At 64.5% G+C, this 24,843-nt stretch carries 25 protein-coding genes and 1 tRNA gene; 11 read left to right on the forward strand and 15 right to left on the reverse strand.

Annotation, left to right across the window (positions count from 1 at the left end; translation table 11 throughout):
- Position 1 precedes the first annotated feature (1 nt).
- The 3 genes from AB0362_RS05655 to AB0362_RS05665 all read left to right on the forward strand — a co-directional run bounded on the left by AB0362_RS05655 (position 2) and on the right by AB0362_RS05665 (position 3,741).
- On the forward strand, positions 2 to 1,720 hold the full coding sequence (locus AB0362_RS05655) for an FAD-dependent oxidoreductase (protein ID WP_366235120.1): 1,719 nt from the start codon (positions 2 to 4) through the stop codon (positions 1,718 to 1,720).
- On the forward strand, positions 1,717 to 2,526 hold the full coding sequence (locus AB0362_RS05660; RefSeq protein ID WP_366235121.1) for a sugar phosphate isomerase/epimerase: 810 nt from the start codon (positions 1,717 to 1,719) through the stop codon (positions 2,524 to 2,526). The genes AB0362_RS05655 and AB0362_RS05660 overlap by 4 nt, the downstream gene beginning before the upstream one ends.
- A 234-nt stretch (positions 2,527 to 2,760) precedes the next feature.
- Positions 2,761 to 3,741: a DUF368 domain-containing protein gene (locus AB0362_RS05665; RefSeq protein WP_366235122.1), complete on the forward strand. Its 981-nt coding sequence runs from the start codon at positions 2,761 to 2,763 to the stop codon at positions 3,739 to 3,741.
- Between the two features lie 1,304 nt (positions 3,742 to 5,045).
- Here AB0362_RS05665 and AB0362_RS05670 read toward each other — a convergent pair.
- A complete protein-coding gene (locus AB0362_RS05670) occupies positions 5,046 to 5,357 on the reverse strand; it encodes an antibiotic biosynthesis monooxygenase (RefSeq protein ID WP_314142768.1) in 312 nt (103 codons plus the stop codon).
- A gap of 107 nt (positions 5,358 to 5,464) precedes the next feature.
- Between AB0362_RS05670 and AB0362_RS05675 the strand changes: the two genes are divergently transcribed.
- Complete coding sequence (locus AB0362_RS05675; RefSeq protein ID WP_341442270.1) at positions 5,465 to 6,406, forward strand: helix-turn-helix domain-containing protein; 942 nt, start codon at positions 5,465 to 5,467, stop codon at positions 6,404 to 6,406.
- 463 nt (positions 6,407 to 6,869) lie between these two features.
- On the opposite strand, the gene AB0362_RS05680 is transcribed toward AB0362_RS05675, so the two are convergent.
- The 3 genes from AB0362_RS05680 to AB0362_RS05690 all read right to left on the reverse strand — a co-directional run bounded on the left by AB0362_RS05680 (position 6,870) and on the right by AB0362_RS05690 (position 9,721).
- Complete coding sequence (locus AB0362_RS05680; RefSeq protein WP_243608729.1) at positions 6,870 to 8,318, reverse strand: aldehyde dehydrogenase family protein; 1,449 nt, start codon at positions 8,316 to 8,318, stop codon at positions 6,870 to 6,872.
- An 85-nt stretch (positions 8,319 to 8,403) separates the two neighbouring features.
- Positions 8,404 to 9,270, reverse strand: coding sequence for an alpha/beta hydrolase (locus tag AB0362_RS05685; protein WP_008719926.1), 867 nt, complete (start codon positions 9,268 to 9,270; stop codon positions 8,404 to 8,406).
- A gap of 37 nt (positions 9,271 to 9,307) precedes the next feature.
- The gene (locus AB0362_RS05690) at positions 9,308 to 9,721 is read right to left on the reverse strand and encodes a hypothetical protein (RefSeq protein ID WP_042940221.1); all 414 of its coding nucleotides are present in this window, start codon (positions 9,719 to 9,721) and stop codon (positions 9,308 to 9,310) included.
- A 109-nt stretch (positions 9,722 to 9,830) separates the two neighbouring features.
- Here AB0362_RS05690 and AB0362_RS05695 point away from each other — a divergent pair, with 109 nt between their 5' ends.
- The 3 genes from AB0362_RS05695 (at position 9,831) to AB0362_RS05705 (ending at position 12,202) form a co-directional block, all read left to right on the forward strand.
- Positions 9,831 to 10,805: a LysR substrate-binding domain-containing protein gene (locus AB0362_RS05695; RefSeq protein ID WP_243597456.1), complete on the forward strand. Its 975-nt coding sequence runs from the start codon at positions 9,831 to 9,833 to the stop codon at positions 10,803 to 10,805.
- 294 nt (positions 10,806 to 11,099) lie between these two features.
- Positions 11,100 to 11,531: a cupin domain-containing protein gene (locus tag AB0362_RS05700; protein WP_314142761.1), complete on the forward strand. Its 432-nt coding sequence runs from the start codon at positions 11,100 to 11,102 to the stop codon at positions 11,529 to 11,531.
- A 152-nt stretch (positions 11,532 to 11,683) separates the two neighbouring features.
- Positions 11,684 to 12,202, forward strand: coding sequence for a MarR family transcriptional regulator (locus AB0362_RS05705; protein WP_314142760.1), 519 nt, complete (start codon positions 11,684 to 11,686; stop codon positions 12,200 to 12,202).
- Here AB0362_RS05705 and AB0362_RS05710 read toward each other — a convergent pair.
- The 3 genes from AB0362_RS05710 to AB0362_RS05720 all read right to left on the reverse strand — a co-directional run bounded on the left by AB0362_RS05710 (position 12,132) and on the right by AB0362_RS05720 (position 13,966).
- On the reverse strand, positions 12,132 to 13,001 hold the full coding sequence (locus AB0362_RS05710; RefSeq protein WP_341442271.1) for a nucleotidyl transferase AbiEii/AbiGii toxin family protein: 870 nt from the start codon (positions 12,999 to 13,001) through the stop codon (positions 12,132 to 12,134). The two genes, AB0362_RS05705 and AB0362_RS05710, sit on opposite strands and share 71 nt — an antisense overlap.
- A complete protein-coding gene (locus tag AB0362_RS05715) occupies positions 12,911 to 13,504 on the reverse strand; it encodes a type IV toxin-antitoxin system AbiEi family antitoxin (protein WP_094662028.1) in 594 nt (197 codons plus the stop codon). Before AB0362_RS05715 ends, AB0362_RS05710 begins: the two co-directional genes overlap by 91 nt.
- Positions 13,505 to 13,894: 390 nt before the next feature.
- A tRNA-Thr gene (locus tag AB0362_RS05720) sits at positions 13,895 to 13,966 on the reverse strand.
- Between the two features lie 92 nt (positions 13,967 to 14,058).
- On the opposite strand from AB0362_RS05720, the gene AB0362_RS05725 reads away from it, so the two are divergent.
- Complete coding sequence (locus AB0362_RS05725) at positions 14,059 to 15,522, forward strand: threonine/serine exporter ThrE family protein (protein ID WP_094640838.1); 1,464 nt, start codon at positions 14,059 to 14,061, stop codon at positions 15,520 to 15,522.
- A 10-nt stretch (positions 15,523 to 15,532) separates the two neighbouring features.
- Here AB0362_RS05725 and AB0362_RS05730 read toward each other — a convergent pair whose 3' ends face one another.
- Positions 15,533 to 15,793, reverse strand: coding sequence for an MbtH family protein (locus AB0362_RS05730; RefSeq protein WP_008710007.1), 261 nt, complete (start codon positions 15,791 to 15,793; stop codon positions 15,533 to 15,535).
- Between the two features lie 90 nt (positions 15,794 to 15,883).
- Positions 15,884 to 16,693: an alpha/beta hydrolase gene (locus AB0362_RS05735; RefSeq protein WP_366235123.1), complete on the reverse strand. Its 810-nt coding sequence runs from the start codon at positions 16,691 to 16,693 to the stop codon at positions 15,884 to 15,886.
- Positions 16,694 to 16,785: 92 nt separating this feature from the next.
- Between AB0362_RS05735 and AB0362_RS05740 the strand changes: the two genes are divergently transcribed.
- Both AB0362_RS05740 and AB0362_RS05745 read left to right on the forward strand, forming a co-directional pair.
- On the forward strand, positions 16,786 to 17,313 hold the full coding sequence (locus AB0362_RS05740; protein WP_068055948.1) for a general stress protein CsbD: 528 nt from the start codon (positions 16,786 to 16,788) through the stop codon (positions 17,311 to 17,313).
- Between the two features lie 30 nt (positions 17,314 to 17,343).
- Complete coding sequence (locus AB0362_RS05745; protein ID WP_068055945.1) at positions 17,344 to 17,997, forward strand: hypothetical protein; 654 nt, start codon at positions 17,344 to 17,346, stop codon at positions 17,995 to 17,997.
- 83 nt (positions 17,998 to 18,080) lie between these two features.
- On the opposite strand, the gene AB0362_RS05750 is transcribed toward AB0362_RS05745, so the two are convergent.
- Both AB0362_RS05750 and AB0362_RS05755 read right to left on the reverse strand, forming a co-directional pair.
- Positions 18,081 to 18,281, reverse strand: a complete 201-nt coding sequence (locus tag AB0362_RS05750; RefSeq protein WP_366235124.1) for a hypothetical protein — start codon at positions 18,279 to 18,281, stop codon at positions 18,081 to 18,083.
- A 113-nt stretch (positions 18,282 to 18,394) separates the two neighbouring features.
- Positions 18,395 to 19,342, reverse strand: coding sequence for a helix-turn-helix domain-containing protein (locus tag AB0362_RS05755; RefSeq protein ID WP_366235125.1), 948 nt, complete (start codon positions 19,340 to 19,342; stop codon positions 18,395 to 18,397).
- Between the two features lie 71 nt (positions 19,343 to 19,413).
- On the opposite strand from AB0362_RS05755, the gene AB0362_RS05760 reads away from it, so the two are divergent.
- Positions 19,414 to 20,181, forward strand: coding sequence for an NAD(P)H-dependent oxidoreductase (locus tag AB0362_RS05760; RefSeq protein ID WP_366235126.1), 768 nt, complete (start codon positions 19,414 to 19,416; stop codon positions 20,179 to 20,181).
- Here AB0362_RS05760 and AB0362_RS05765 read toward each other — a convergent pair whose 3' ends face one another.
- From AB0362_RS05765 to AB0362_RS05780, 4 genes are all read right to left on the reverse strand, one after another.
- Entirely contained in the window at positions 20,182 to 20,670 is a 489-nt protein-coding gene (locus tag AB0362_RS05765) for an FBP domain-containing protein (protein ID WP_068055942.1), read from the reverse strand.
- Between the two features lies 1 nt (position 20,671).
- Positions 20,672 to 21,238 carry a TetR/AcrR family transcriptional regulator gene (locus AB0362_RS05770; protein ID WP_366235127.1) on the reverse strand — a complete coding sequence of 189 codons (567 nt, stop codon included), beginning with the start codon at positions 21,236 to 21,238 and terminating at the stop codon, positions 20,672 to 20,674.
- 69 nt (positions 21,239 to 21,307) lie between these two features.
- Entirely contained in the window at positions 21,308 to 23,056 is a 1,749-nt protein-coding gene (locus AB0362_RS05775; RefSeq protein WP_366235128.1) for an ABC transporter ATP-binding protein, read from the reverse strand.
- Positions 23,053 to 24,801, reverse strand: a complete 1,749-nt coding sequence (locus AB0362_RS05780) for an ABC transporter ATP-binding protein (protein ID WP_366235129.1) — start codon at positions 24,799 to 24,801, stop codon at positions 23,053 to 23,055. Before AB0362_RS05780 ends, AB0362_RS05775 begins: the two co-directional genes overlap by 4 nt.
- Between the last annotated feature and the right edge of the window lie 42 nt (positions 24,802 to 24,843).

Raw genomic sequence — 24,843 nt, forward strand, 5'->3', positions numbered from 1 at the left:
CATGACACCCACCGACAATATCTACGACGTCGTCGTCATCGGGTCCGGTGCGGGTGGTCTGTCGACCGCAATCGCGGCCGCTCGAGGTGGTGCCTCGGTCCTCGTCGTCGAGAAGGCCGATGTCTGCGGAGGTGCCACCGCATGGTCCGGCGGATGGATGTGGACTCCGCGCACCATGTTCGCCCACGCCGCCGGGCTCCATGAAGACCGCGAAACCCCCCGCACCTACCTCGAACACAGGCTCGGCGAGAACTTCGACGCCGCCAAAGTCGACGCCCTACTCGACGGTGCACCGGAAATGGTCGAATTCTTCGAGAAGAACACCGCGCTGAAGTTCGTCCCCGGTACACACGTCGCCGACATCCACGGCGACACCCCCGGAGCCGGCACCGGCAATCGCTCCGTGGCTCCGAAACCGGTCGACCTCCGCACGCTCGGACCCGACGTCGCAGTCCTCCTGCGGCGGCAACTCTACGAAACCTCCTTCCTCGGAATGGGAATCATGGCCGGACCCGATCTACAGGGATTCCTGCACGGCACCAGATCGGTGTCGGCGTTCGCGCATTGCGCCCGACGCGTCACCCGACACATGTTCGATCTCGCGACAAAGCGGCGAGGACAGCATCTCGTCAACGGCACAGCACTGGTCGGTCGCTTGCTCCGGTCCGCGCTCGACTCCGATGTCGATATCAGAGTTCGCACTGCAGCAACAGCTCTGATCACCGATGAGAGCGGCCGCGTCGTGGGTGTTCGTCTCACCGGGCCTGATGGTGCCTACAGCGTGCACGCACGCAGCGGTGCCGTCCTGGCGACCGGTGGATTCACCCATGATCTCGATCGTCGTCGAGAGTTGTTCCCGCGCAGCCCATCCGCCACCGAACATCGCACATTGACTCCAGAAACTACGACAGGAGAGGGAATCTCGCTCGGCGAATCGGTGGGTGGACGACTGGATACCTCACTCGCCTCGCCCGTCGCCTACTGCCCGGTTTCGATCATCAAGTACCGCAACGGAAAAGAAGGCGTATTCCCACACATCCTCGATCGCGGTAAACCTGGGGTGATCGGCGTCCTCGCCGACGGGCGACGATTCGTCAACGAGGCGCTGGGATACCACGATTACACCCTGGCGATGATGGACACGGTTCCCGATGGCGAGGAAGTCTGTTCGTGGCTGATCGCGGACCAGCAGTACATTCGCTACCTCCCTCTCGGAATGGCGAAGCCTTTTCCGATCCCCACCTTGCCGTACCTGCGGTCCGGCTACTTGCAGCGCGGAAAGACCGTGCGAGAACTCGCCGAGAAGATCGGAGTGGATCCCGACGGTCTCGACAAGACCGTTGCCGCGTTCAACGAAGGCGCTCGCGACGGTGTCGATCTGGATTTCGGTAGGGGGACAACTGCATTCAATCGGGCGTCTGGAGATGCGTCGAATCCATGGCCCAATCCGTCGCTGACTCCTCTCGAGAAGGGACCGTTCTACGCAGTGAAGGTCATACCGGGCAGCTTCGGCACGTTCTCCGGCCTGGTCACCGATGCGTTGTCACGGGTCCTCGATGCCCGCGACGAGCCGATTGCCGGCCTCTCGGCAGTGGGCGTCGATCAAGCCAGTGTGATGGGCGGGCACTACCCCTCCGGAGGAATCAACCTCGGACCCGCGATGACATTCGGCTACCTCACCGGCCGCCGCCTCGCCACACAGACAGGAACACCGTCATGACGACACCTCTGGGTCTCGCCGCGCTCACCGTGCTCGACACTGCACCGCTCGAGCAAGTGACGCTGGCCGAAAAGCACGGCTTCGACACCATCGGTATCCGACTGCTACCTGCCTCCCCTGGAACCACGGCCTACCCGCTGCACGAGAACTCAGCGGATCTCGACGAACTGGTCAGGCGCCTGACGGACTCCGCGGTCACGGTCTTCGACCTCGAAATCGTCCGGCTCGGAGAGGATTTCCGGGTTTCCGACTACGAGAAGTTCGTCGCTGCCGGTGCCCGCCTCGGAGCACACGCAGTGTTGGTCGGCGGTGATGACCACGACCGATCACGGCTCACCGACTCCTACGCACAGTTCGCGGCGCTGTGCGCCGACTACTCGATGGTGGCCAGCCTCGAATTCATGCCCTGGACAGCGGTACCCGATGCCCGCGCCGCACTCGACGTCGTCTCGCAGGCAGACGGTCCCGGCCGAAGCATCCTCGTCGACGCCCTTCACGTGGACCGTTCGGCGACGACGCTGGCCGATCTGGCCGAGATCCCCCGGGACTGGCTGCACTATGCCCAACTGTGCGATGGACTTGTCCCGGCGCCCACCGAAACGGCCGAACTCATTCGCCACGCCCGCGAAGAGAGACTCGTCCCGGGCACCGGCGGCATCGACCTCGATGGAATCTGGGCGACGCTACCTGGCGACCTCCCCGTCAGCATCGAGCTACCCAACGAGCCACTGCGCCAGCAGCTCGGAACCGACGACTGGCTCGATTCCCTGGTGTCGGCTGCACAGGAGTTGCTCGCTCGCAGATGAGGGTCGTTGAAGGCGGATCAGCTCCCCCGTTTCGGAAACCCGACTCCGGTCGGCGTCGGGTTTACGAAAGTGAGGAGCTGATCTGCTGCGAAGGGTGCCGCGAGCGCAACAACAGGATCGGAGCGCGGAGCCTCCTCACGGGATCGATCCGTTGACCGCTCGCTTGCAGTGGGTCGTACCCGCGCTTGTCGAGCCGGTGTCACGTGGCGTCGAAGCGTTTGGGACGATTCGGACATGACGACGAACCGGCAGACGCCCTCCGGCCATGGTGACAAGGAGCAGGATCGACCCGGACTCGATGAAGTTGTCAGAGGGCGGCCGCCGGCGACGGAATTGGCGGCCAACGTCGTTCGCGGCGGTCTGATCGGTCTGGCGGAAACGGTTCCCGGGGTCTCCGGCGGCACGGTCGCCCTGGTCACCGGCATCTACACCAGGGCCATCGCGTCGGCGAAGCATCTGACGGACATCCCCAAGGCCGTGGTGACACGGTCCGACGTGCGCGCCGAAGTCCGTCAGGTCGATTGGTGGCTGCTCGTCACGGTCGGCGTCGGCATGCTGTTGATGGTGTTCTCGGTGGCGGGGATCATGGCGGCTTTCGTCACGGATCAGCCCGTCTACTCCAAGGCGCTGTTCATGGGCATGATCGCGATGTCGGTGGCGATCCCCTTCATGGAGGTCAGTCGTGGCGCTTTCCCCACCACCCGGTCCCGACTGTCTGCCGTGGCTCTGTTCGTCGTTCTCGCTGTCGGGGTCGTCGTTCTCACGTCGCTACCCGGGGTCCAGCCGTCGAATCCATCGTTGATTCTGGTGTTCTTCGCCGCGACGATCGCAATATGTGCGCTCGTCCTGCCAGGCGTATCGGGGTCGTTCTTTCTGCTTGTCATCGGCCTGTATGCGCCGACGCTCACGGCCGTGGACGAGCGGAACCTGACGTATCTGGCAGTCTTCGCACTGGGCGCTCTGGTGGGGTTGGTCAGCTTCGTTCGAGTGCTCGAGTGGTTGCTGGCGAACTACCACGATCTGGCGATGGTCGCCGCTGCCGGCCTGCTGTTGGGGTCGTTGCGTGCACTGTGGCCGTGGCAGGGCGAGAACAGAGAGCTGCTGGCCGTCGGCAACGAATGGCCCGCTGCATTGGGATTGTTTGCCATCGGAGTTGCGGTCGTCGCTGTGGTCGCCATCGCTCAGCGGCGACTGGCAGCCACGCGTACGTCCTGACGTAACGGCGGGCGTAGCTAGCCATCCACGCCCCTCGTCGGAATCCGCACCGCCTGCAGGTGCCGTGAATTCCTACGAGGGGCGTATATGCGCGTGAACCCTCCGCACAGACACAAAAACTCCGACCCCAGCAGCGGGATCGGAGCAGTGGAGCCTCCTAACGGGATTGAACCGTTGACCGCTCGCTTACAAGTATGTTGCGAGACAACCAGATACGTCCGCATGGAACCACCATGGAGCTGCTGACCTGCATCGACCGTCCAAGCGGGACCATCCGAATCCACTCTCGTAGGTACCAACATGTGACACGCTCGTGACACCGAGACCCAACTCCACCCAAATACGGTAGTTGTAAACCGACGTTGTACAACACATCCGACACCTCGGCCCACTGGCTCGAACGAACATCAGTATTCTTTGGACCGACAAACACCCGGTCGTTCGCGCAGTCCCGTTGTTGTTGGTTTCGGTCTTGCCTGGCGTGAGGGCGAACGGTTGACTCGCGGCCCCGACGGGAAAGCGGTGAGCTAAAGAATGGAGCTTGCTCGGCTTCGACGCCGCCGCGAGCTCCGGTGAAACTCCGGTAAAACGGTCGGTACTGGTCGGTCGTCGTCGGTCACCACCGGATGGCAGCGTCCCCCACGCTCGGCGTTTGTGCAGGTCAGCGGCTCGTTCACCCAGTGGGCGCATCAAGCGATAGACGCAGAGCCGACGTGATTAGGTCGTCGGTTCGGTTCTGGTGGTCGCGCGATGCGCTGGCCTCACGGCTCTGCCCGACACCGACGTCGCTCTCCTCTGCGACGGACCCCTCGCCGGCTGAGCGCTCGCGGCCGGCATCCTGTCCGTGTGCCGATAGGCCTCGCTCCGCTCGGCAACGCAGCGTGGCGTTGTGTCGCGACCTGGACGTGCGAGGTGTCAACGGTGCGTCGGCGCAGCGATCGTTGTGTGCGCAGCGAGATGCTCCATGCCGCACGCGCGGCGCGCACGAACGCAACGCCCCGGAACGCCAACGACCCGTCATCGCTGCGACGCGCAACGCGTCTCCCGTCACGGCAACGGATCGCAACCACGACCCCGCCCACGGCGCCTCGCGGGACGGAGGGCAAGTTGACACAGTTGCGCTGCCATGGAGCCGCGCTGGCTCTCTCGATGACCACCGGTGAAACAGTGCCGCTCCAGGCTTGCGCCTGGTGTTGCCTGGCCTCCTCGTGATCGGCCCGTCGGGGATCGTCAACGTGGTGCGGGTGTCGAGGCGGTCGGGTCCGACGGCTCGGCGGGGCGCGATCGTCTCGTGCGTTGGCGGACTACGGGAGCTTGGACGCGAGGACGTCGGCCGCCAGGATCTCGGGTGCTGCGCCGAGGAGGTGCTGGTTGGCCATCAGGGCTGCGACGATGGCGCCGTTGGCGTGGGCGTCGCGAGCGGCCTCGTCGGGGAATGCATCGAAGATCCAGAAGGTGTCGGCGTGGGTCCTAGCCGCGAACCAGACAGTCGTTCCTACTTCTTCGTTGGCTAGTGCGACAGCGCCGGCGAGCAGATCGGCGAGCGCGTCGTGCTGTCCATCGGCCGCGACGATCTTGGCGACGAAGGCATACGGAAGTGATGCGGGTGTGGACATGAGGGGTTCTCCTTGAAGTCGGGGTTCTTCGTGGGGCGAGTTCAGCTTATGACGAGCGAGGGCCGGTGGGGAGTGGCGTATACGACAGTATTGCTATTGTTCGCGCCATGCGTATCGGACTGATCGCGATCGACGGCTGCTTCGGTTCGGCTGTCGCGTCGGTCATCGACATCGTGCGGGTGGCCGACGGAGCCCGCGGCGATGTCGACCCGCGGATCGACCCGATCGAACTCGCCATCCTCGGACCGAAACGGCGAGTGACCACGACGGCATCGATGACCCTGTCGGTAGACCACCCGCTGTCGGAGTCCGGAGAGTTCGACGTGGTCGTCGTCCCTGCGCTTGGAACCCTCACGGCCGCCGCTACCAACGACGCCCTCCAGAGCCGAGATGCACGTTCGGTCATCGCCTCACTCGGGCGCCTCGACGACGCGACCACCCGGATCGCCGCGGCGTGCACCGGCGTGTTCGCCGTCGCCGAGACTGGACGGATGCATCATCGGCGGGCGACGACCAGCTGGTTCCTGGGGCCGGAGTTCCTGAAGCGCTATCCGACCGTCGCCCTCGATCTCGACACCATGGTCGTGGTCGACGGGAACCTCGTCACCGCCGGCGCCGCGTTCGCCCACATCGACCTCGCGCTCTCACTCGTGCGATCGATCAGCCCCGACCTGGCCCAACATGTCGCCAAGCTCCTCATCATCGACGAGCGTCCGTCGCAGGCGGCCTTCGTCGCCTACGAACATCTCCGGCACGAGGACCCGATCGTCGTCGAGTTCGAACGCTTCGTGCGCGCCCGCCTGGACGAACCGTTCAACGTCGCCTTCGTCGCGCAGTCGCTCGGCACCAGCCGGCGCACCCTCGAACGACGAGTCCGTGCGGCGCTCAACCTCACTCCGCTCGGCTTCGTCCAACGGCTTCGCACCGAACGAGCTCGGCACCTCTCAGCAACCACGGACCTCACCTCCGCCGAGATCGCGCTACGGGTCGGCTACGCGAACGCCGAGACTCTGCGCTCCCTCCTGCGCAGGGAGCGACGCCGTTCCTGACCTATCGCCATGCCTGTAGCCGGTGTCCTAGCGCTCGACTGGAACCACCTCTCAGCACGTCGCGTCGACGCTCCTGCGTCGCCCCTGGACGACCCACTCGACACGCCCGCAGCACAGGCCATGTGACGTGCCCCGGCTTCCCGGACGGTCGGGGTCGGGTGGCTGTGATGTCGCTGCGTTCTCGTCGAGGGGGTCAGCAGACCCGATCAGGGTCGATTGGGATGAGCCGCGAAGGCGCTCAGGTCAAGGCGGCCGAAGCCGGCCGGCGGGGTAGCGTCGGACACGTCGAGGTCTTTCGGATGGATGGCGTAGGAACCTCCATCGTCGGGAGACCTCGACGTCTACCTGCGGACCGACGCGCCCGGCCGACCTACACCGTCATCTGGGAAGAGCCGGGAAAGCCGGCGCACTGTGAATTTGCCGTCGGAACAGGCATTCGGAGTTGGGTGGGTCGTGCCGAATCTCAGGGAATCTCGATACCGGTCAGAACGAGCACCTTCTCCTGCGTCAGGTCCTCCATCGCCGAATGCACCCCTTCTTTGCCCATCCCAGAATCTTTGACTCCGCCGTACGGCATCTGATCGGCGCGGAAGCTCGGCACGTCACCGACGATGACCCCGCCGACGTCCAGGACGCGTGACGCCGTGAACGCCGTCTGCAGGTTCGACGTGAAGATGCCCGCCTGCAATCCGAATCGGGATTCATTGACCTGTTCGAATGCCTCCGCATCCGAGGCGACTTTGCAGAGTACGACAACGGGCCCGAAGACCTCGTGGTCCACAACCTTGGCCCCTGGCGGTGCATCCTCGATGACCGTCGGTTCGACGACTGCGCCCGTGCGTCCGCCGCCGGCCAGAACGGTGGCTCCCCCCTCGACGGCTTCCTCGATCCACTCCTCCACGCGTACGGCTGCGCGGTCGTCGATCAGGGGGCCGACGTCGGTCTCGTCGTCGTCGGGTGAACCGGTCGACAGCGACGCGACGTGAGCCAGAATGCGGCGGCGCATGGCGTCGTAGAGACTGTCGTGGACGAAGACCCGCTGCACCGCGATGCACGACTGACCCGCTTGGTACATCGAGAATCGTGCGATCCTCTCGGCTGCGTACTCCTGTTTTTCCTCGTCGGCCCAGTCTGCGCAGACCACCACCGCGGCGTTACCTCCGAGTTCGAGCGTGACGTGCTTGCGCGGAACGAGTTCTCGGATCGACCAACCCACCGGGACCGATCCGGTGAACGAGACAACCGGTAGCCGAGGGTCCACGACCATGTCCGATGCCTTGTCGTTGGAGACGGTCAGCACTGACCACGCACCCGCCGGAAGCGATGTCTCGGCGAGCATTCCGCCGAGCACCAAACTTGTCAGCGGGGTGGCCGGCGCAGGTTTGACGATGATCGGCGCGCCGACCGCCAGGGCCGGTGCCACCTTGTGGGCCACCAGATTGAGCGGAAAGTTGAACGGTGCAATTCCGAGGATGGGACCGCGTGGGACGCGCTGAATCAGCGCCAAGCGGCCGTCCGATCCAGCGTCGGTGTCGAGTCGCTGAAGATGCCCGCTCCATCGTCGTGCTTCCTCGGCCGCCCACCGAAATGTCGACACCGCGCGAGCGACTTCGACTCGCGCCCACTTGATCGGTTTGCCGGATTCGGCAGAGATGAGCCGAGCGATTTCCTCCCGACGCTCGTGCAGACGCGTCGAGACATGTACGAGCGCATCCGACCGAACGTGGGCCGGCGTTCCCGCGAACTCGTCCGCCACCGCGGCGGACGCCTCGATCGCGGCGTCGACGTGTTCCGACGCCGCTTCGAACACCGTCCCCACGATGCGACCGTCGAACGGATTGCGGATCTCGGTAGCGACACCGCTGATAGTCGCTTCGCCGGCAACCCAGAACGGAAAGTGTGTGACGGACATCGGGATCTCCCTTTCGAGGGCCGAAAAGAATGCTCGCCGGCCCCGTGTCGGAGGCCGGCGAGCATCGAGGGCGTGCAGGGTCAGATCAGACGGAGACCGAGGTGGACGCGGATTTCTGCAGAACCTCGAGCGCCTCGATGAGGTACGTCCGGAACACCGGGTGGTTCTCGCTCATCGGGAAGTGCCCGATGTCCTTCATCTCGATGAACTTCGCATTCTTGATCTGCGCAGCTGTGCGGGCACTGTCCTCAGGGGTGGTGAGGTAGTCGTAGTCGCCGGTCAGCATGACGACCGGGCAACGGTCGCCGTCGATCTGGTCGAGCTTGTCGCGCAGGTCGTGGTCCACGGAGTAGAAGTGCAAGTCGCCCTTGAACGCCTCGGATCCCTGCGTGTAGTAGAACCAGGTCTTCCACCGGTCGGCTTCCGGCGACTGTGGTGCCATGAGATCCCATGTGCCACTTGCGCACACCTGCGCAGCGTTCGCGTGGGGGTGCTGCCACCAGTCGAGGTAGAAGCCCGGTGAGTAGTCGGCTCCCTCGACCGGGATGACTCCGGCGAAGCGTTCCGGATGGCGAAGCGCCAGCTGCAAGGCGATGTTGCCACCGAACGACGAACCCATGAAGATCGGATTCTCCAGTTCGAGTGCATCGACCAGGGCCACGATGAAGTTGGCGTAATGGTCGGCCGAGAGCTTGTACTCCTCTTTCCACCACTCTGTGTTCTCCGGCGGATCGGACTTGCCGTGGCGGGGCAGGTCGTACGCGATCACGCGGTAATTCTGCGTGATGTCCTCGTCTTCGAGCAGTCCACGCCACTGGTGGTTGTGGCACCCGGCGGTGTGCTGGCATACCAACGGTTGGCCGGTGCCGTTCTCTAGGTAGAAGACCTTGTACAGAAGACCGTCGACGTCGACATCGACGTAATGGCCGGTCACAGGTGAAATCTTGCTCATGTTCTGTTCCTTCGGTGAGTCGTGTGTGAGTCGGGGACTAGACCGGAACGCCGACGGCGCGCAGCAGTTCGATCTGGCGGGTAACGCAGCGCAGGTTCTGCATCAGGACGAGGACATCTCCCTCGAGCCTCATGTCGCGCTGGAACGACGCCGCCCAGATGCCGTGAAACATCGGTGCCGGAACGGGAACTCCAAAGCCCTGCCACGTCTCGACGCCGGCGCGGATGGCGAACTGATAGGGCCGGTCGAGCGGGCCTGGGTCGACGGCGATTGCGTGGACTTTGCCGTTCGACATCTCGATGACGAAGGAGTGGGTGTCCATGTCGAGGAGGTACGAGCAAGTGAAGTACGTGCCGTGCGCGGAGATCTCGGCGTCTGCGTCGGATGCTTGGGTGAACGCGTCGGCCCACTGTTCCGGGGTCTGGGTGGTGGTGTCGGTTGCTGTTGTCATGTGACCCATCACACGCTGGACCTGCGGGTTCGTCCAATACCAATCGGTCGCCCGATCGATAGGAAACAACTACTGGTGCTGGTCTAGCTGCGGGAATAGCATCGGGGACGTGAATCTTCCGTTGGAGCTCAGGCCGTTGTCGTATTTCGTGGCCGTCGCGGAAGAGCTTCATTTCGGCAAGGCAGCAGCGCGGCTGCATATCGCACAGCCCTCGCTCAGCGTGCAGATTCGCAAACTCGAACACTCCTTGGGAACCGCACTGTTCATCCGCGATTCCCGTCATGTCTCGTTGACCCCTGCCGGGGACAAGCTCCTCGACGGGAGCAGGCAGCTTCTCGCCGATGCCGAGCGTGTCGCGTCGTTGACACGTCAGGTGGGCCGTAGTGGGCGCAACAACCTGATCGTCGGATTCCAGGCGAACGCTGCCGCGGAACTGACGCCGGACATCTTGTCGGCTTTCCGTGCTCTCCACCCCGACGTCGCGGTCGAGATGCAGTCGTTCGACTTCACCGACCCCTACGTCGGGCTCGGCGACGGGTCGGTCGATGTCGCGTTCGTCAGGCCGCCGGTCGTCGTGCAAGACTGGCTTGCGCTCGAGACACTGTTCGTGGAGCCGAGAGTGCTTGTCGTAGCATCCACTTCGCCTCTGGCGCAGCAAGATTCGACCAGTGTCGAAGAAGTGGCGGGGCAACCGTTCGTCGCGAGGCGCAGCCCGGAATCATGGAGGGACTTCTGGCTCGCCGTCAGCTCGAGAGACGGTGAGACCGTTCGTCTCGGTGCCGAAGTCTCCACTGTCGACGAGTGTTTCGAAGCCATCCTCTCCAGCAAGGGCGTGGCGTTCTCACAAGCGTCGACTCAAAGGTTCTATGCGAGGCCAGGTTTGGCATTCGTTCCGGTTACGGGTATACCCCCCACACCGTTGTCCATCGGGTGGCGTTCGGACGTCGACTCGCCTCTGACCCGCGACTTCGTGGCTGCGGCCCGCCGTGTCGCCGTCGATTGTCCGGTTCCGAACTCGTGGGCACCCCCGACCGCCGGCGTTCCGTCGCTGCTCGATCGCTACCAAGCCAAGCTCACGTCCTGAGACCCTCCCACAGGGTCGAGACTTAAAGCTTTCCTTGTCCCGTCCGGACTTCCCCCTTCGGAACACCTCGACACCCATAGTTGATATTTCAACAGTGCGTGTTTACCGTCAAGGTGTCGATGAACGACATCGACACCGGCACGGACGACCGCGGGCATATCCCCGCACAGGAGCGAGTTCGAACCACTCCCAGGTGAACACAATCCGCGGGGTACCACCGGTGATACCGAAAGCGGCGGGGAGACAACCACTCCCGTCGAAGGTTTCACCGTCGCAGCCGGGGAGGGCGAGCGGGTGTGGTTCGTCGCCGACACCATGATCTACAAGGCAACCGCCGAGAACACGGGTGGAAGCTTCGCAGTCATCGAATGCATCACCACCCCCGGCGGTGGCCCGCCCCCGCACATCCACACCAACGAGGACGAGTTCTGGACCGTTCTCGACGGGACGTTCGAGATCACCATCGGCGGCGCGACCCACGCCGCCGGGCCGGGTGACTTCGCGTTCGGTCTTCGAGGAATTGCCCACAGTTTCCGCAACACAGCAGATACACCGAGCCAAATCCTGCTGGGCTTCACCCCCGGCGGGATCGAAGGCTTCCTCCGCGAGTCCGGCCAACCCGCCACCAACAACGGCCCCGCCCCAGCCATCGACGACGCAGAGATCGCACGCATGATGCTCGCCGCACCCAAATACGGGATCGTCCTGATCGGACCAGACGCGTAAGAACACAACGCAGCGCTGCACGTAGCAGTGCACCTTCGATACTTCAGGCAGAGCTCCCGCACCCTGGCGTCACCGCCGGCGAAGCGCGGCCTACGCGATGTCCACCGAGGTCGATGAACGTGCCCGTCGAACTCGAAAACTACACTCGGGCGATGACGAGCGACCCCCAATGGCTGACCCGGGAGGAGATCCGGGCGTGGCTGACGCTCGCCGGTCTGGTCGAGTCGCTGCCGACAGTCCTGAGTGCCCAGCTCAAGCAAGACGCGGGAATCAACAACTTCGACTACATGGTCCTTTCATGTATATCGGACACGCCCCATCAGACGGTCCACATGAGTGACCTCGCCGCATTCGTCGGTGGCTCTATCTCTCGCCTGTCACACACTCTGACCAAGATGGAGAATCGCGGCTGGGTGCGTCGCCGACCGGATACCGACAACGGTCGCTTCACAGAGGTGGCTCTGACGCAGGAGGGTAAGGACGTGGTCGCCCAGGCCGCCCCCGGGCACGTCCGCGAAGTCAGGCGCGTCATGATCGACGTCCTAGGACACTCGCAGACGCTGCAACTCGGCACGCTCCTCGATCAGGTTCTCGCTGCGGTCAACCCCGATGTCCAACGCGTCTTCGATGAGCGCTTCCCCGATGTCGACCTCCACGCTTACGACGGCTGATCGACCACCCAGCTCGCAAGATACGGGTCCGGACGCGCAAAAGCTCGCTCTCCCTATCGGATTCGGTCGGAGCATCCGCGAACTGCAATTCACCAGGCAACTTGTTCGTGGGCCCGAACCTCCGATACAAATCGGCCACTTCCGGTTCGAATGCGCCAATGCAATTGAGTGCCCACAGGTCCCACAGATCACGCGACGCCCGCCGCTCACACCAGGTCACCGTCTTACCCGCAACGAACGCGGGCCGCGTGGGTACCGTCAACTCAGCTCCCGGTGCATCCTCAAACCGTTGTTCGAGTCGCCGGTTCTCCAGAGGCCATGCTGGGCGACCTTCCGCCGACAGCAACTGCACCTTGACCGCCAGTCCGGACTGCGACCTCAACACTGCACCGAGGCGCTCAGGCACCTCGCTGATCGCAGGATCCCACACCAGACGCCCGTGGCTGCGCATCACCGCGCGTGGGAGAGCGCGGTCGAGATCACGAGCGACCTCCGATCTGGAACCGACCGCAATCAGGTCGATGTCCTCACTGAGACGACCATCGACCAAATGGGTTCGAGCCAAGGCTGTTCCGCCGATGAACACAATCCGATCCGCGAAATGCGCACTCAGATAGCCGAGCAGGTGCGAGATCAGGTGATCCCGCTCGACCTGTGCACGCGCGACACCGAATTGCGCGGCCACCGAGGCCAACTCGCGGGGATTCACTACTTCTCCCCCAACCGAGCCTGCAGCCGCGTCAACGTCATTCGCATCTTCTGAGCCCCAGCGATCTCGGCTAACACTTTCGGATCGCACCGTCGATACAACTGCTCCACCGCCGGCCACACCTCAGCCTCGGCGTCACCGAGACCCGGACGCTTTACCAGATCCAACACCGTCTGCTCCGCAGTCGTCACCAACACCGGACCCAACTCGGTATCGATACGCTCCGCATCCAGACGTGCGGTGTCGCGCACGACGAACCGAACCAACGCCGGCCGATCCACCAACCGAATCGGATCGTGTCGCGTCGGCACAGCCACCACAGCCGTCGCCAACGCACGCGGAAGAACACCGTGCAACCGCGCTGCGCTGATACCCATCACCACAGCGTCATCGCGGCCGTACGCCGCGACAGCGATACCAACTGCTGCAGCCTCCAGGCCAGGCATCCACTCGGTCCCGACCCGATCGTCGGGCACGGCCACGTAGAAGCCCGTCGCCACTCGGTGCAGCAGGCCCAGGTCCGTCAGCCGCGCAAGCTCGGCTCGCGGGTGCGCGTAGACATCGGCCGCTGTCGCGGCTCGCACCATCCGCATCGGAAGCCGTGCAAACGCGGGAGGTAACCCGGCATGACGGCGTCGCACATCGCTTGTCGTCACAGTTACCTCCATCAAATGTCGGATACGTAGGCTCCAAGCCTACAGAACCGACACTGATTCCAACACTGCACCTCGGCCCGGCCATCACCTGCCCAGTCCGTACACATCCACCTACATCCACACGAACGCTCACCGATGAGTTAGCGACGAGTTGTGACATTCTGTGACACCGAACGCCGGATCGAGCCGCCGAACCGGCAAAACCCCAGGTCACAAGCGACCCATAAACCCAGGTGGACGAACCGGGCTCGCGCAAGAAACGAGCGGCCGAAATAGGCCAAAAAGGGACGGCCCCAACCGTTTTCGCTGGTCAGGGCCGTCCGAACGAGCCTCCTAACGGGATTGAACCGTTGACCGCTCGCTTACAAGGCGAGTGCTCTACCGCTGAGCTAAGGAGGCAGTGAAGCGAAGCCAGCATATCCGTTCATCGGACGCTCAGTAACAACAGGTACCTTGTCCGTGGATCACCCCAGCAACGTGTAAAGACGGTCATGACTTTCCTGCAAGACCTGACGGCTTCGCTGAGCCGTCTCACCGGTGAGCGTCGGGCCACCATCGATACGCCGACCGCAGCACCGTCGCCCCTTCGTCCGATCGATCTGACCGACGATGCGTCGGTTGCGGAGGTGCTGGACCTCGCGGTTCGCGTCGGCGAAGTGCTGTTGGCCTCGGGCACGGCAGCGATGGATACGGCGACTCAGGTGCAGTACATCGCCGCGACGTATGGCCTCGCGCGATGCGATGTCGATGTCACGTACAACTCGATCACCCTCAGTGCTCACCGGGGCCCGACGCGTCCTCCGGCGTCGACGATGCGCATCGTGCATTACCGCTCGATGGACTTCACGCGGCTGGCCGAGGTCGACCGTCTCATCCGCGCTGTGCGCGTGAAGATGGTGCCGCCGAGCGCGGCGCTCGAGCGGCTCGACGAGATCACCAAGGCTCCGCACCCGTACAACCGGTGGATTGCGACGCTGGCGTGGTCGGGCATGGCCGCTGCCATCAGTGTGTTGCTCGGCGGTGGCGCGTTGGTGGCTGTGGTCAGCTTTCTGACGACGATGGTGATCGACCGCATCGGACGCGTCCTCAACCGTGCGGGCTTGCCGTTCTTCTTCCAACAGGTTGTCGGCGGCTTCGTGGCGGCGACACCGGCGATCACGCTCTACAACTTCCAGGACCAGCTGAACATCAGTATCTCGCCGTCGCAGATCATCGCGGCCGGGGTGATCGTGCTGCTCTCGGGGCTCTCGCTCGTCGGTTCGGTGCAGGATGCGATCACCGGTGCCCCGATCACGGCGGTGTCGAGATTCTTCGAAGTGTTGATGATGACGGGCGGCATCATCGCCGGCGTCGCGACGTCTCTGCGGTTGGCCGCGCTGATCGGCAGCGATCTGCCGCAGATCAGCAACCTGGCCCCACCGGACATCCTGCAGGTCCCCACCAAGGTGATCGCCGGCGCAGCAGCGTCGCTGTTCTATGCACTGGCCTGCTACGCCGAGCGTCGTGCGTTGACGGCTGCCTTCATGGGCGGCTTCGCGGGCTCGCTGGTGTATCTGCTCTCGCAGACGCTCAACGTGGGGCCGATCATCGCCTCGGCCATCGCTGCCACCGTCGTCGGATTCGCGGGTGGTCTGTTGGCTCGTCGTGCCCTGATTCCACCGTTGATCGTCGCCGTCGCGGGCATCACTCCCCTGCTCCCCGGCCTGGCGCTGTACCGCGGTCTGTACGCGATCCTCAACGACCAGCTACTACTCGGCATCAGCTCGTTGTTCGCCGCGTTCGGCGTCGGCTGCGGCCTGGCCGCCGGTGTGACTTTGGGTGAGTGGGGTGCCCGCACCCTGCGTCGACCACGCATCATCGCGCGCACGGAAGAACTACTGCGCCCGACGCTTCGCCGCACAGAAGAACCGCGCCGACCGACTGTTCGTCGGCGGCGCGGTACGAGCCCTTCGTAGAAGGCGGAACTCAGGCCTCTGTGCTGGGGGTTCCCTCAGCGGATGCGCGTGCAGCAGCGTCGGCCTCCATGGCCTCACGCAGGCTGCGCGGACGCATGTCGGTCCAGTTCTTCTCGACGTACTCCAAGCACGCGGCGCGGGTGTCTTCACCGAAGACGACACGCCATCCCTGAGGGACCTCGGAGAACGTCGGCCACAGCGAATGCTGGTCTTCGTCGTTGACCAGCACGAAGAAGCGTCCGTCTTCGTCATCGAACGGGTTGGTACTCATCTCGCCTCACTCGTCGCGAACGTTTGATTGGTAAGTCTGCACCGTGAGGTGCCACACGACCCTAGCAACGCAGGTCGGGCCGTGGTGCCGTCAGGCCTTCAAGAAGCCGAGCAGTTCCGCGTTGACGGCCTCGGGACGCTCGAGATATCCGTAGTGCCCGGCGTCCGCTATCTCGACGTACCGAGCACCTGGGATGGCGTCGGCCAGTTCCTTGCCCAAGTACGGCGGGATCATCCGATCGTCGGCGAATCCGACCGACAGGCACGGCACCGACACGCCGCGGTAGGCCGCAGTTCGATCGAAATCGTCCTCCATGCCCAGCTGAGCGCGCACGCCGGCGGACGGCGAGGAGGCGGAGAACTCGAACAGGTCGAGCCAGTCGCGTGCCCCGCGAGAATCACGCAACGTCGCAGGCGACAGGTTCATCACCGCTGTCACCGCAGCCGAATAGGTTCCCGGGAGCTCGACGCGCTTGTCGTAGAGCGCTCGTTCGCCGTTGGCGAGAGTCTTCTGAAATTCGTCGACCCGGGCGTGGCCGGCGAGGAAGACCGCTTTACGAACCAGGTCGGGCCTACTCAGAGCAAGCTCCTGCGCGACGCGTGAGCCCATCGACGTTCCGACGACGTAGGCCTTTTCGTCACCGTTCCGAACGATCTCGATCAGGCCGGCGGTATCGGCGACCATGTCCTCCATGGTGATGCCGTGAGTGCTCTCCGACGACGGCGCGATGCCGCGATTGTCGAAAGTGCACACCCGGTAACCCGCTGCTGTGAGAGCCGGCACCTGATGCAGCTCCCACACACGGCCGGGGCTACCGGTGCCCATGATCAGAACTACCAGGTCTCCACTGCCCTTGACCTGGTAGTTCAGGTCGATGCCGTTGATCTTGGCGATAGGCATACGTCTCCTTACTGCTGATTCGTCCGTCGGGGATCGTATCGTCCGACACCGACACGGGGTTACTCGAACAGTCAGTGGGTACCTGGTGTTACATGACTGACGAGAACGTAGCGGGCGAAGCACGCAAGGGATTGCTCGACGGAATCAAGGGCAAGGCCAAAGAGGTCGTGGGCGCGGTGACCGGCAACGACTCGTTGACGGCCGAGGGCCAATTACAGGCTGCTCAGGCTCGTGAACACAAGGAGGCCCAGGCCACGGAGCGGGTCGCCGAAGCGCAGGCCACCGAAGCCGCCGAGGAACTGGCCGACGTTCGCACGTCAGCCGAAAGCCGTCGGGAGGCCGCGGAGGAGAACGCCGCGGTCACCGAGGCGCAGGCAGATCGGGTGCGTGAGACGCAGGTGGTCGCGGCCGAGCAGAACAAGCGCGAGACGATAGCGCAGGAGCGCGCTGCCGCTGAGGTCGACGCGACCGCCGAGCAGATCGAGGCCGAAGAGGACCGGCGCATCGAGCAGGCTGCCGCGGACTCCGACGAAATGGTGGCCGCACAGAAGCACCAGGAGGCGCTTCGTCAGGCCGAGGCCGATCGCAAGAAGGCCGAAGAGCTCCGCAACCAGGCCTGAACCACTACTGCAAAACAGGAGTTTCGTTTCATGAGCGTCCTAGCCATACCGATGACCATTCTTCGCATTCAGTACAAGATCGCTCGAATTCCGTTGCAGCTCATCGAGACCAACGTGGTCGAGAAGATGAACGCGGAGTCACCTGCGCGCCTGGTGTACGAGCACACGCTCGGTTCACTGGACCGTGCCGTTGGAAACCTGTTGGGAGACAAGGGACTCGCCGATCGCGGCGAGACCTTGGTCGACAGCACCGAGAACCGTGCCGAGGCAGCGCGCCTCGACGCCGAAGCTCGGGCCAAGAAGGCCGCAGCCAACGACGAACTGAAGGTGGCTCGCGAGACCGCCGAAAAGGATCGCCGCGCAGCCGACGCCGCCGCCCAGGAAGCCGCACGTGACGCCCGCCAGGAGGCCGAGCAACGCAAGCGCGAGGCCGCTCAGGATGCCGAGCGTGAAGCCGCCGCCAAGAAGAAGAAGGCCGACGAGCAGGCCGCTGCCACCGCGAAGGCCGCAGAGGATCGCAAGAAGGCGCAGCAGGCTCAGGTCGACAAGCAGGAGAAGCTGGCCGCCGCGCCGTCCGAGGCCGAACTGGCCGAGGCCGCCGAGCGTTCCGACGAGGCCGCCGCCAAGAAGGACGAGGCAGAGCGCATCGAGAAGCTGTTCATCGCAGAGAAGAACAAGGACTGACAGCTCGAATCGAGCTCACGAGCAACCTTTTCCAGCCCCGCACCGGTGTTTCGGTGCGGGGCTGGAGTGGTCTGTGGGCGGGTTCAGGCGATGTGGGGGCCTGCGCGGGCGTGTGATGGTCTGGGTTGTCGATACGGATCCACAGTTGCTGGTGGGACGAACCAGGGGTGGTTCTCGGCGACGAGAGCGATCCGGCGGGCCTCGAGCAACTGGATTCGGTGGGAGACCGCGGCGGCGTCGGCGAGCAGTTCGCTCTCGCTCAGTTGCCAGATCTTCATGGTCATGGAAGCAAGTGTATCGAATGCGCGTTCGACTGGCAACCATAGTTCAATCGAAAACCATTGCCCTGCAGAAGGATTCGAGACCCCAAACATGTCGACGCCTCGTGGTAGGAGCGTCAACCACCAACCCTGAACGTCGCTCGGTATGCGCTGGGCGAGACCCCCAACTCCGCAGCAAGCTGGTTTCGCAACGATGTCGCGGTGCCGAATCCGGTGTCGTGCGCGATGCGCTCGACGGTCAGATCTGTGTTCTCGAGTAACTCCCGTGCCCGCTGGACGCGTTGCGCCGCGATCCAGCGAGCCGGGGAGACACCGACTTCGGCGACGAACTTGCGTGAGAACGTCCGCACACTCATCGCCTGGTGCCGAGCCAGATCCTCCACAGACGGCGCCGACCCAAGATTGCGCAGTGCCCACTCCTGCGCGTCGGCAGTAGACGTACTGTGCGTCCGCGGCACGGGAGTGTCGATGTACTGCGCCTGCCCGCCGCTGCGGTGGGGAGGTACGACGGTTCCGCGCGCCACCCGATTGGCCACGGCCGCACCGAAGTCCTGTCGAATCATGTGCAGGCACAAATCGATTCCCGATGCTTCGCCTGCCGCGGTCAACACGTTGCCGTCCTCTGTGTAGAGCACGTTGGGGTCGAGCAGCACCTGCGGATACAGCTCCGCGAAACGTGCGGCCGACTTCCAGTGTGTCGTAGCCCGTTTGCCGTCGAGCAAACCTGCCGCAGCGAGGACGAAAGCGCCCGTGCAGATGGACGCCAACCTCTGACTCGACACGACGTCGAATGGCGGCGAGGCGGCGGCGAGGTCGGTCTCGTAGTCGACGTCGGAAGCGGGCACGATGACGGTGTCCGCAGCGGCCACAGCCTCGAGCCCGCGTTCGACGAGTATGCGAACGTCGGAGTCGGTGCGAACCGGGCCGGGTACGTCGGTGCAGGTGACCACCTCGTACAGCAGCTCGCCGGACTCGGATCGCGCCTGCCCGAACAGACGGTGCACGATGCCCAGTTCCATGGCGAGGAGACCGTCGCGCACGTAGACCGCGATGCGATGCGTCATGGCCGAATTCTTTCACATGTTGTCGTTCATGCCACTGGTTCCGAAGTGCGGCGAGGTCCAGGATCGAAGGCATGAACATCCTGTGGGTCTATGCCCATCCAGAACCTCGCTCGCTGAACGGCTCCCTGCGCAAGGCAGCCCTGGAGCAACTCCACGCCGACGGCCATACCGTCGAGCAGTCGGATCTGTATGCGATGCAGTGGAATCCGTTGATCCGGCCAGCAGACTACGACCACGATCCGACCGAGCGATTCCAGGTGGCCAACGCGTCGAGCTCAGCCCTCGCGGCCGGCACCCAAACCCCGGACATCGTGGCCGAGCAACAGAAACTGCTACGGGCCGATGCCGTGGTGCTGCAGTTTCCGCTGTGGTGGTTCTCGATGCCCGCGATCATGAAGGGCTGGGTGGATCGCGTGTTCGTCGAGGGATTCGGATACGGCATCAGGCGTGCGGACGGCCGCTCGCGGCGCTACGGCGACGGAATGCTCGCAGGGAAGCGGGCGATGATCGTCGTCAGCATGGGCGGCAGCGAACACACCGTCTCCCCACGCGGCATCAACGGCGACCTGCACGAGCTGCTGTACCCGATTCAGCACGGCATCCTGTTCTACACCGGCATGTCCGTACTGCCGCCGGTGTTGATCGCCAGCGCCGACCGGATGACCGAAACCGATTACGCTGCCGCAGAATCAGGACTAGTACAGCGAGTGAAGAGCCTGTTCACCGACCAGCCCATCCCCTACCGCACCCAGAACGACGGCGACTACGACAGGCGATACGTGCTGCGCGACGACATCGAACCCGAGGCGATCGGCATCCGAGTGCACACCACCACTTGATCAATCGAGGACGCGAGCGAGAAACGCAGCGATGTTGTCTTCGACTGCCGCGGTGCGGGTCTCGACATCGAAGTCTTCCTTGAACTGACGGCCCAACGCCGGGGTCTTCTTCTTTCGCGCGTAGAGCGAGCACGCGAGGTCCGAGCAGATGTAGGTACCCACCGTGTTGCCGCGCCTGCCGGATTCGCCTGCCTTCGCGGCAGCCATCAGCGAGACGCCACCGTTCGCGTGTGTGGTGAGGCAGATGCTGCACATCTGCGCTGTGCGTGGACCACCGACCTTGTAGCGCAACGAGATTCCACACAGTCGATCCGCGGAAGGAACGACGATGTAACTCCTCCCGGCAAGCTTGGGATCGACCCAACCGAAGAAGTCGAGATCGCTCCACGGCACAGCGTCGAACATCTCGGGAAGAGAGAGCCTTCCGGCGTCCCCCTTGGACGAGTTGACGAACGACGACCTGATGTCGCGCTCGGAGATCGGTTCCATGTCACTGCCTCCAGTGCTGTAAGAGTGTGTCGATTCCGTCGAGGATGCGAGCCCAGGACTGCTGCGAGTCGGGCGCACTGTGACCGAACGAGCCCGACGCATCGAGGCTGGCATAGCCGTGAAACACACTGCCGAGCAATCGAACTGCGTGTACCCGATCCTCTTCGCCGAGGTCGTACCCCCGGAGGATCGCTTTCATCATTGCCGAGTGACGCACTCCCGCACTCGCAAGAGCAGTCTCGTGATCGAGTGGAAACTGCGTCGCCGCATAGCGACCGGGGTGCTCCCGCGAATAACCGAGATACGCATTGGCGACGGCCACCAACGCGTCCTTGCCCGCTCGGCCTGCCAGCGCCTCGGACACCCGATCGGCCAGTTCCTCCAACGCCAGCAGCGCTATCCCGACGTTCAACTCGTGCGCGTTCTTCAGGTGCGAATACAGGCTCGCCACCTTGACGTCGAAGCGTCTGGCCAGCTCACTGGCGGTGACGCGATCGAAGCCGACCTCATCGGCCAGATCCGCTCCTGCTGCCACGATGCGTTGCGCGGTCAATCCTGCGCGTGCCATACCGGCCTCCTCGTTCTTTCGAGGACACCGTAACCAAACCTAATAGCTTTAGGCAAATCGCTAAAGCAATCAGCGACCCTGCCACGCCTCCCACAGCTGTGCGTATCGTCCACCGGCCGCGACCAGCTCCTCATGCGGGCCCTGTTCCAGAATTCTGCCGTGTTCGAGGACCACCACGCGGTCGGCGGCAGCGGCCTGCGTCAGCCGATGCGCGACGATCAACGTGCTGCGTCCCCTGGTCGCTGCCTCGGCCGCAGCTTCGAGATCTCGCGCACCGGAACTGCCGGCTTCCGCGGTGGCCTCGTCCAACACCGCGACGGCCGGGTCGGCGAGAACCAAACGCGCCAAGGCCAATTGCTGCGACTGAGCCGCGGTCAGCTGATGTCCACCCTCGCCGACCGCAGTGTCGAGGCCGTTCTCGAGCGCCTCGACCCACGCCCACGCTCCGACGGTGCGTAGTGCGGCTTCGACGTCGTCACGGCCGGCATCCGGGGCGGCAAGCAACACGTCGTCGATCAATCGGCCGGCGAACACGTGCACTTCCTGGCTGACGATCGCGACGTGTCGCCGCAGGCCCTCACTGCCCAGCGCATCGAGTGATGCGCCGCCGACACGAACCGTCCCCGACGTCGACGCCATCGAGCCTGCCGCGATCGCTGCAATCGTGGATTTGCCTGCGCCGGTGGATCCGACGAGAGCGACGGTCTCCCCTGCGCCGACCCGCAGGTTCACTCCGTGCAGAACCTCGTGGCCGGACTCGTACTCGTGTCGCAGATCGGTGACGTCCAAGGTGGCATCGGACGGCACGGACCCGTCGCCGACGGGTCGCTCGTCGGGAATGTCGATGACACCGACCAGCCGGGCCAGAGACGCTCCGGCGGACTGGATGTCGTCGAACGTGAACAGCAGGGTGCCGATCGGATTGAACAGTCGGTGGAACAGCAGCGCCGCAGCGGTCGTCTCACCGACGGTGACGTAATCGCCGCGCACCAGCAGGAATCCGGCCAACAGGATCACCGACAGTCCGACGCATTCGGCGCGATTGCTTCGCGATCCGAATCGGGTGAACAAGCGGAACACGTCGACACCGATGTCGCGGGCCTTCGCCGACGCCCGATCGATCTCTTTCAGATGCGCCGACTCGAGTCCGTACGCACGAACGGTTTTCGCGCCCTGCATGCTGCTGACGAACGACTGCGCTCGCTCGCCCATCGCCACGCGTTCGGCCGCGTACTTCGGTGCCGAGCGCGGCAGATACCAGCGCAGCGCGAGGACGTACATCGGCAGCGCGACGAGCCCAGCCAGGCCCAGCCGCCAGTCGATGCCGAGCATCGTGATCATGCTCAGGCATACGAGCAGGAACGCACCGACGAGCTGCGGGATCACCTCACCGATCGACTTGGCCATCACCGCAACGTCGTCGCCCACCCGGGAGAGCAAGTCGCCCTTGCCCACTCGCTCGAGCGTGGCCACCGGCAGATGCAGCGCGCGGCGCACGACGGCCTCGCGCAGCGACGCCAGAATGCCCTCACCCAAAGTGCTGATGAGATAGCCGCTGAAACCGGTGACGATGCCGCCGACAACCGCGGCCACCGAGATGACGACGACGACCCCGACGATCGTCGACGAGTCGGCCCCGTCGCGGACGCGGTCGACCAGGACCCCGAAGACATAAACCGGCACCAGCGACATCGCCGCCGCAAGTGCGCCGAGAAGCAGCGTGACCGCCGTACGTGCCCGTCGTAGTTTCAGCTGTTCCAGCAACCACCGACCGGATCGGGCTCCGGTGGCGATCGGAAGAAGTTCAGGGGTGGTCATCGCAGCACCGCGTCCTTGTACTGCGCGTCCGAGGACGCGAGATCGTGGTGCGTTCCCTCGGCGACGACGCGGCCGTCGTCGACGACGAGAACGCGATGGGTCACCGACAGCAGCGCGGGGCTGGTGGTGATGAGGATCGTTGTCTGCGATGTTCTTTCGGTGTGCCGGAGTTCGGCGATGCCGCGGGCGATGGCGTGCTCGGTGACGGCGTCGACGGCGGTGGTTGGGTCGTGCAGTACCAGGACCGGGGCGTCGACCGACAGCGCTCGCGCCAACGCCACTCGTTGGCGTTGGCCGCCGGACAGGCTGGCTCCGCGGTCGGTGACGGCGTGATCGAGACCGGCCTCGTGCAATTCGACGACGTCGGTGGCCGCGGATGCCTGGAGCACTCGGTCGAGTTCGGCGTCGGGCCGCTCCCGCCCGGCGGTGACGTTGCTGCGGACTGTTCCGGCGAACAGGTCGGTGAGGTGCGGCTCGACGAGAACGGTCTCGCGGGAGCGTCGAAGATCGATCTTTCCCGCCGGAATGCCGCCGACGCGAACAGATCCGGTGTAATCGGCACCGGAGATCTGACCGGACAGCAGCGCGGCGAGCGCCTCCCCGTCCTGCGGCCGGTAGGCGACCACGCCGAGCATCTCGCCCGGTTCTGCCCGGAAGGTGAGGCCGTCGAGCGATCGGAACCGAACGCTGTCGACGCCGAGATCGGTCGCCGCGGGCACCGCGGATTCCGACTGCGGCAGAACGTGTTCCGCACCGAGCACCAGGGCCAGTCGGTCGGCCGATCCGCGCACCATCGCCACCACACCGGGAATCCTCGCCAATCCGGTCAGGGGTTCGATGACGAACTGCGCAAGGCCGATGACAGTGATCAACTCACCGACCGAAATTCGGCCCTGTAGCGCGAACCAGCCGGCGGTACCGGCGATCCCGACTGCCAGCAACGCGTTGACCGTTGCCGACAAGCCCTGATAGACGTTGTTCGCGCGAGCCAGCTTCAGAGTCGCCGCCAATGCCGTTCTGCTCGACGTCACGAATCGCTCGGTCGCGGCGTTCTCGGCACCGATGCCACGCAGCGGCCGGACACCGCTGACCAGGTCGGTGGCCATACCCGACACACCGGCGATCTGGGCCTGCTGGGCGGTTGCTGCGCGGGTGAGCAGTGGAGCGAGGCGCTGCAGCGCGATCAAGATGACCGGGGTCCCGATCACGACGGCAAGGCCCAGGGGAACGTCGATGATCAACAACGCCACAGCCGACGCGACGACCGCCACGGCCGACGCGAAGACCCGCGCGATCAGATCGAGGATCCAGGACTCCTTCTCGGCGTCGGACGTCGAGACCGTCAGCAATTCCCCCGCCGAAAGCTCGGTACGTACACCCCGCGGATCGAGGACACGACCGGCGACCTCCACGCGCACCAGATGCGCCTCCCGCTCGATGGCGACGACGATGATGCGGGCACCGAACCGCCACGCATACGACAGGGTGACGAACAAGGCCGCCAGACCGACCAGCGAGACGATCATCGCCGTCACGTCACCGGTGTCGATGGCCCGCGAGACGATGAGTCCGATCGCCACCGGGACCATCGTTTCGCACAGTTGATGCACTCCGAACAGCAGCGACGAGACGATCAGTCGGGCGCGATGGCGTCGGACGGTGCGTCGCAGAATCGCGGAGCCGGTGGCCGGAGAAGGCTCCTCCACCACTGTCCGAGCATGGCGGAGCGGCACAGAATCGGTCATTTGCTGCAGCCTATGGCATCGGGAAGTGGCAATGGGACGCCA

This window comes from Rhodococcus sp. NPDC079359, from assembly GCF_040702585.1.
Classification (GTDB): Bacteria; Actinomycetota; Actinomycetes; order Mycobacteriales; family Mycobacteriaceae; genus Rhodococcoides.

Coding starts and splice junctions, on each gene's coding strand:
- AB0362_RS05760 (WP_366235126.1), top strand. CDS start 19,414: ATGAACATCCTGTGGGTCTATGCCCATCCAGAACCTCGCTCGCTGAAC.
- AB0362_RS05735 (WP_366235123.1), bottom strand. CDS start 16,693: ATGCCTATCGCCAAGATCAACGGCATCGACCTGAACTACCAGGTCAAG.
- AB0362_RS05655 (WP_366235120.1), top strand. CDS start 2: ATGACACCCACCGACAATATCTACGACGTCGTCGTCATCGGGTCCGGT.
- AB0362_RS05740 (WP_068055948.1), top strand. CDS start 16,786: ATGACTGACGAGAACGTAGCGGGCGAAGCACGCAAGGGATTGCTCGAC.
- AB0362_RS05670 (WP_314142768.1), bottom strand. CDS start 5,357: ATGTCCACACCCGCATCACTTCCGTATGCCTTCGTCGCCAAGATCGTC.
- AB0362_RS05730 (WP_008710007.1), bottom strand. CDS start 15,793: ATGAGTACCAACCCGTTCGATGACGAAGACGGACGCTTCTTCGTGCTG.
- AB0362_RS05675 (WP_341442270.1), top strand. CDS start 5,465: ATGCGTATCGGACTGATCGCGATCGACGGCTGCTTCGGTTCGGCTGTC.
- AB0362_RS05770 (WP_366235127.1), bottom strand. CDS start 21,238: ATGGCACGCGCAGGATTGACCGCGCAACGCATCGTGGCAGCAGGAGCG.
- AB0362_RS05705 (WP_314142760.1), top strand. CDS start 11,684: ATGACGAGCGACCCCCAATGGCTGACCCGGGAGGAGATCCGGGCGTGG.
- AB0362_RS05765 (WP_068055942.1), bottom strand. CDS start 20,670: ATGGAACCGATCTCCGAGCGCGACATCAGGTCGTCGTTCGTCAACTCG.
- AB0362_RS05690 (WP_042940221.1), bottom strand. CDS start 9,721: ATGACAACAGCAACCGACACCACCACCCAGACCCCGGAACAGTGGGCC.
- AB0362_RS05775 (WP_366235128.1), bottom strand. CDS start 23,056: ATGACCACCCCTGAACTTCTTCCGATCGCCACCGGAGCCCGATCCGGT.
- AB0362_RS05715 (WP_094662028.1), bottom strand. CDS start 13,504: ATGCGGATGGTGCGAGCCGCGACAGCGGCCGATGTCTACGCGCACCCG.
- AB0362_RS05750 (WP_366235124.1), bottom strand. CDS start 18,281: ATGACCATGAAGATCTGGCAACTGAGCGAGAGCGAACTGCTCGCCGAC.
- AB0362_RS05780 (WP_366235129.1), bottom strand. CDS start 24,801: ATGACCGATTCTGTGCCGCTCCGCCATGCTCGGACAGTGGTGGAGGAG.
- AB0362_RS05665 (WP_366235122.1), top strand. CDS start 2,761: ATGACGACGAACCGGCAGACGCCCTCCGGCCATGGTGACAAGGAGCAG.
- AB0362_RS05680 (WP_243608729.1), bottom strand. CDS start 8,318: ATGTCCGTCACACACTTTCCGTTCTGGGTTGCCGGCGAAGCGACTATC.
- AB0362_RS05685 (WP_008719926.1), bottom strand. CDS start 9,270: ATGAGCAAGATTTCACCTGTGACCGGCCATTACGTCGATGTCGACGTC.
- AB0362_RS05660 (WP_366235121.1), top strand. CDS start 1,717: ATGACGACACCTCTGGGTCTCGCCGCGCTCACCGTGCTCGACACTGCA.
- AB0362_RS05745 (WP_068055945.1), top strand. CDS start 17,344: ATGAGCGTCCTAGCCATACCGATGACCATTCTTCGCATTCAGTACAAG.
- AB0362_RS05755 (WP_366235125.1), bottom strand. CDS start 19,342: ATGACGCATCGCATCGCGGTCTACGTGCGCGACGGTCTCCTCGCCATG.
- AB0362_RS05725 (WP_094640838.1), top strand. CDS start 14,059: ATGACTTTCCTGCAAGACCTGACGGCTTCGCTGAGCCGTCTCACCGGT.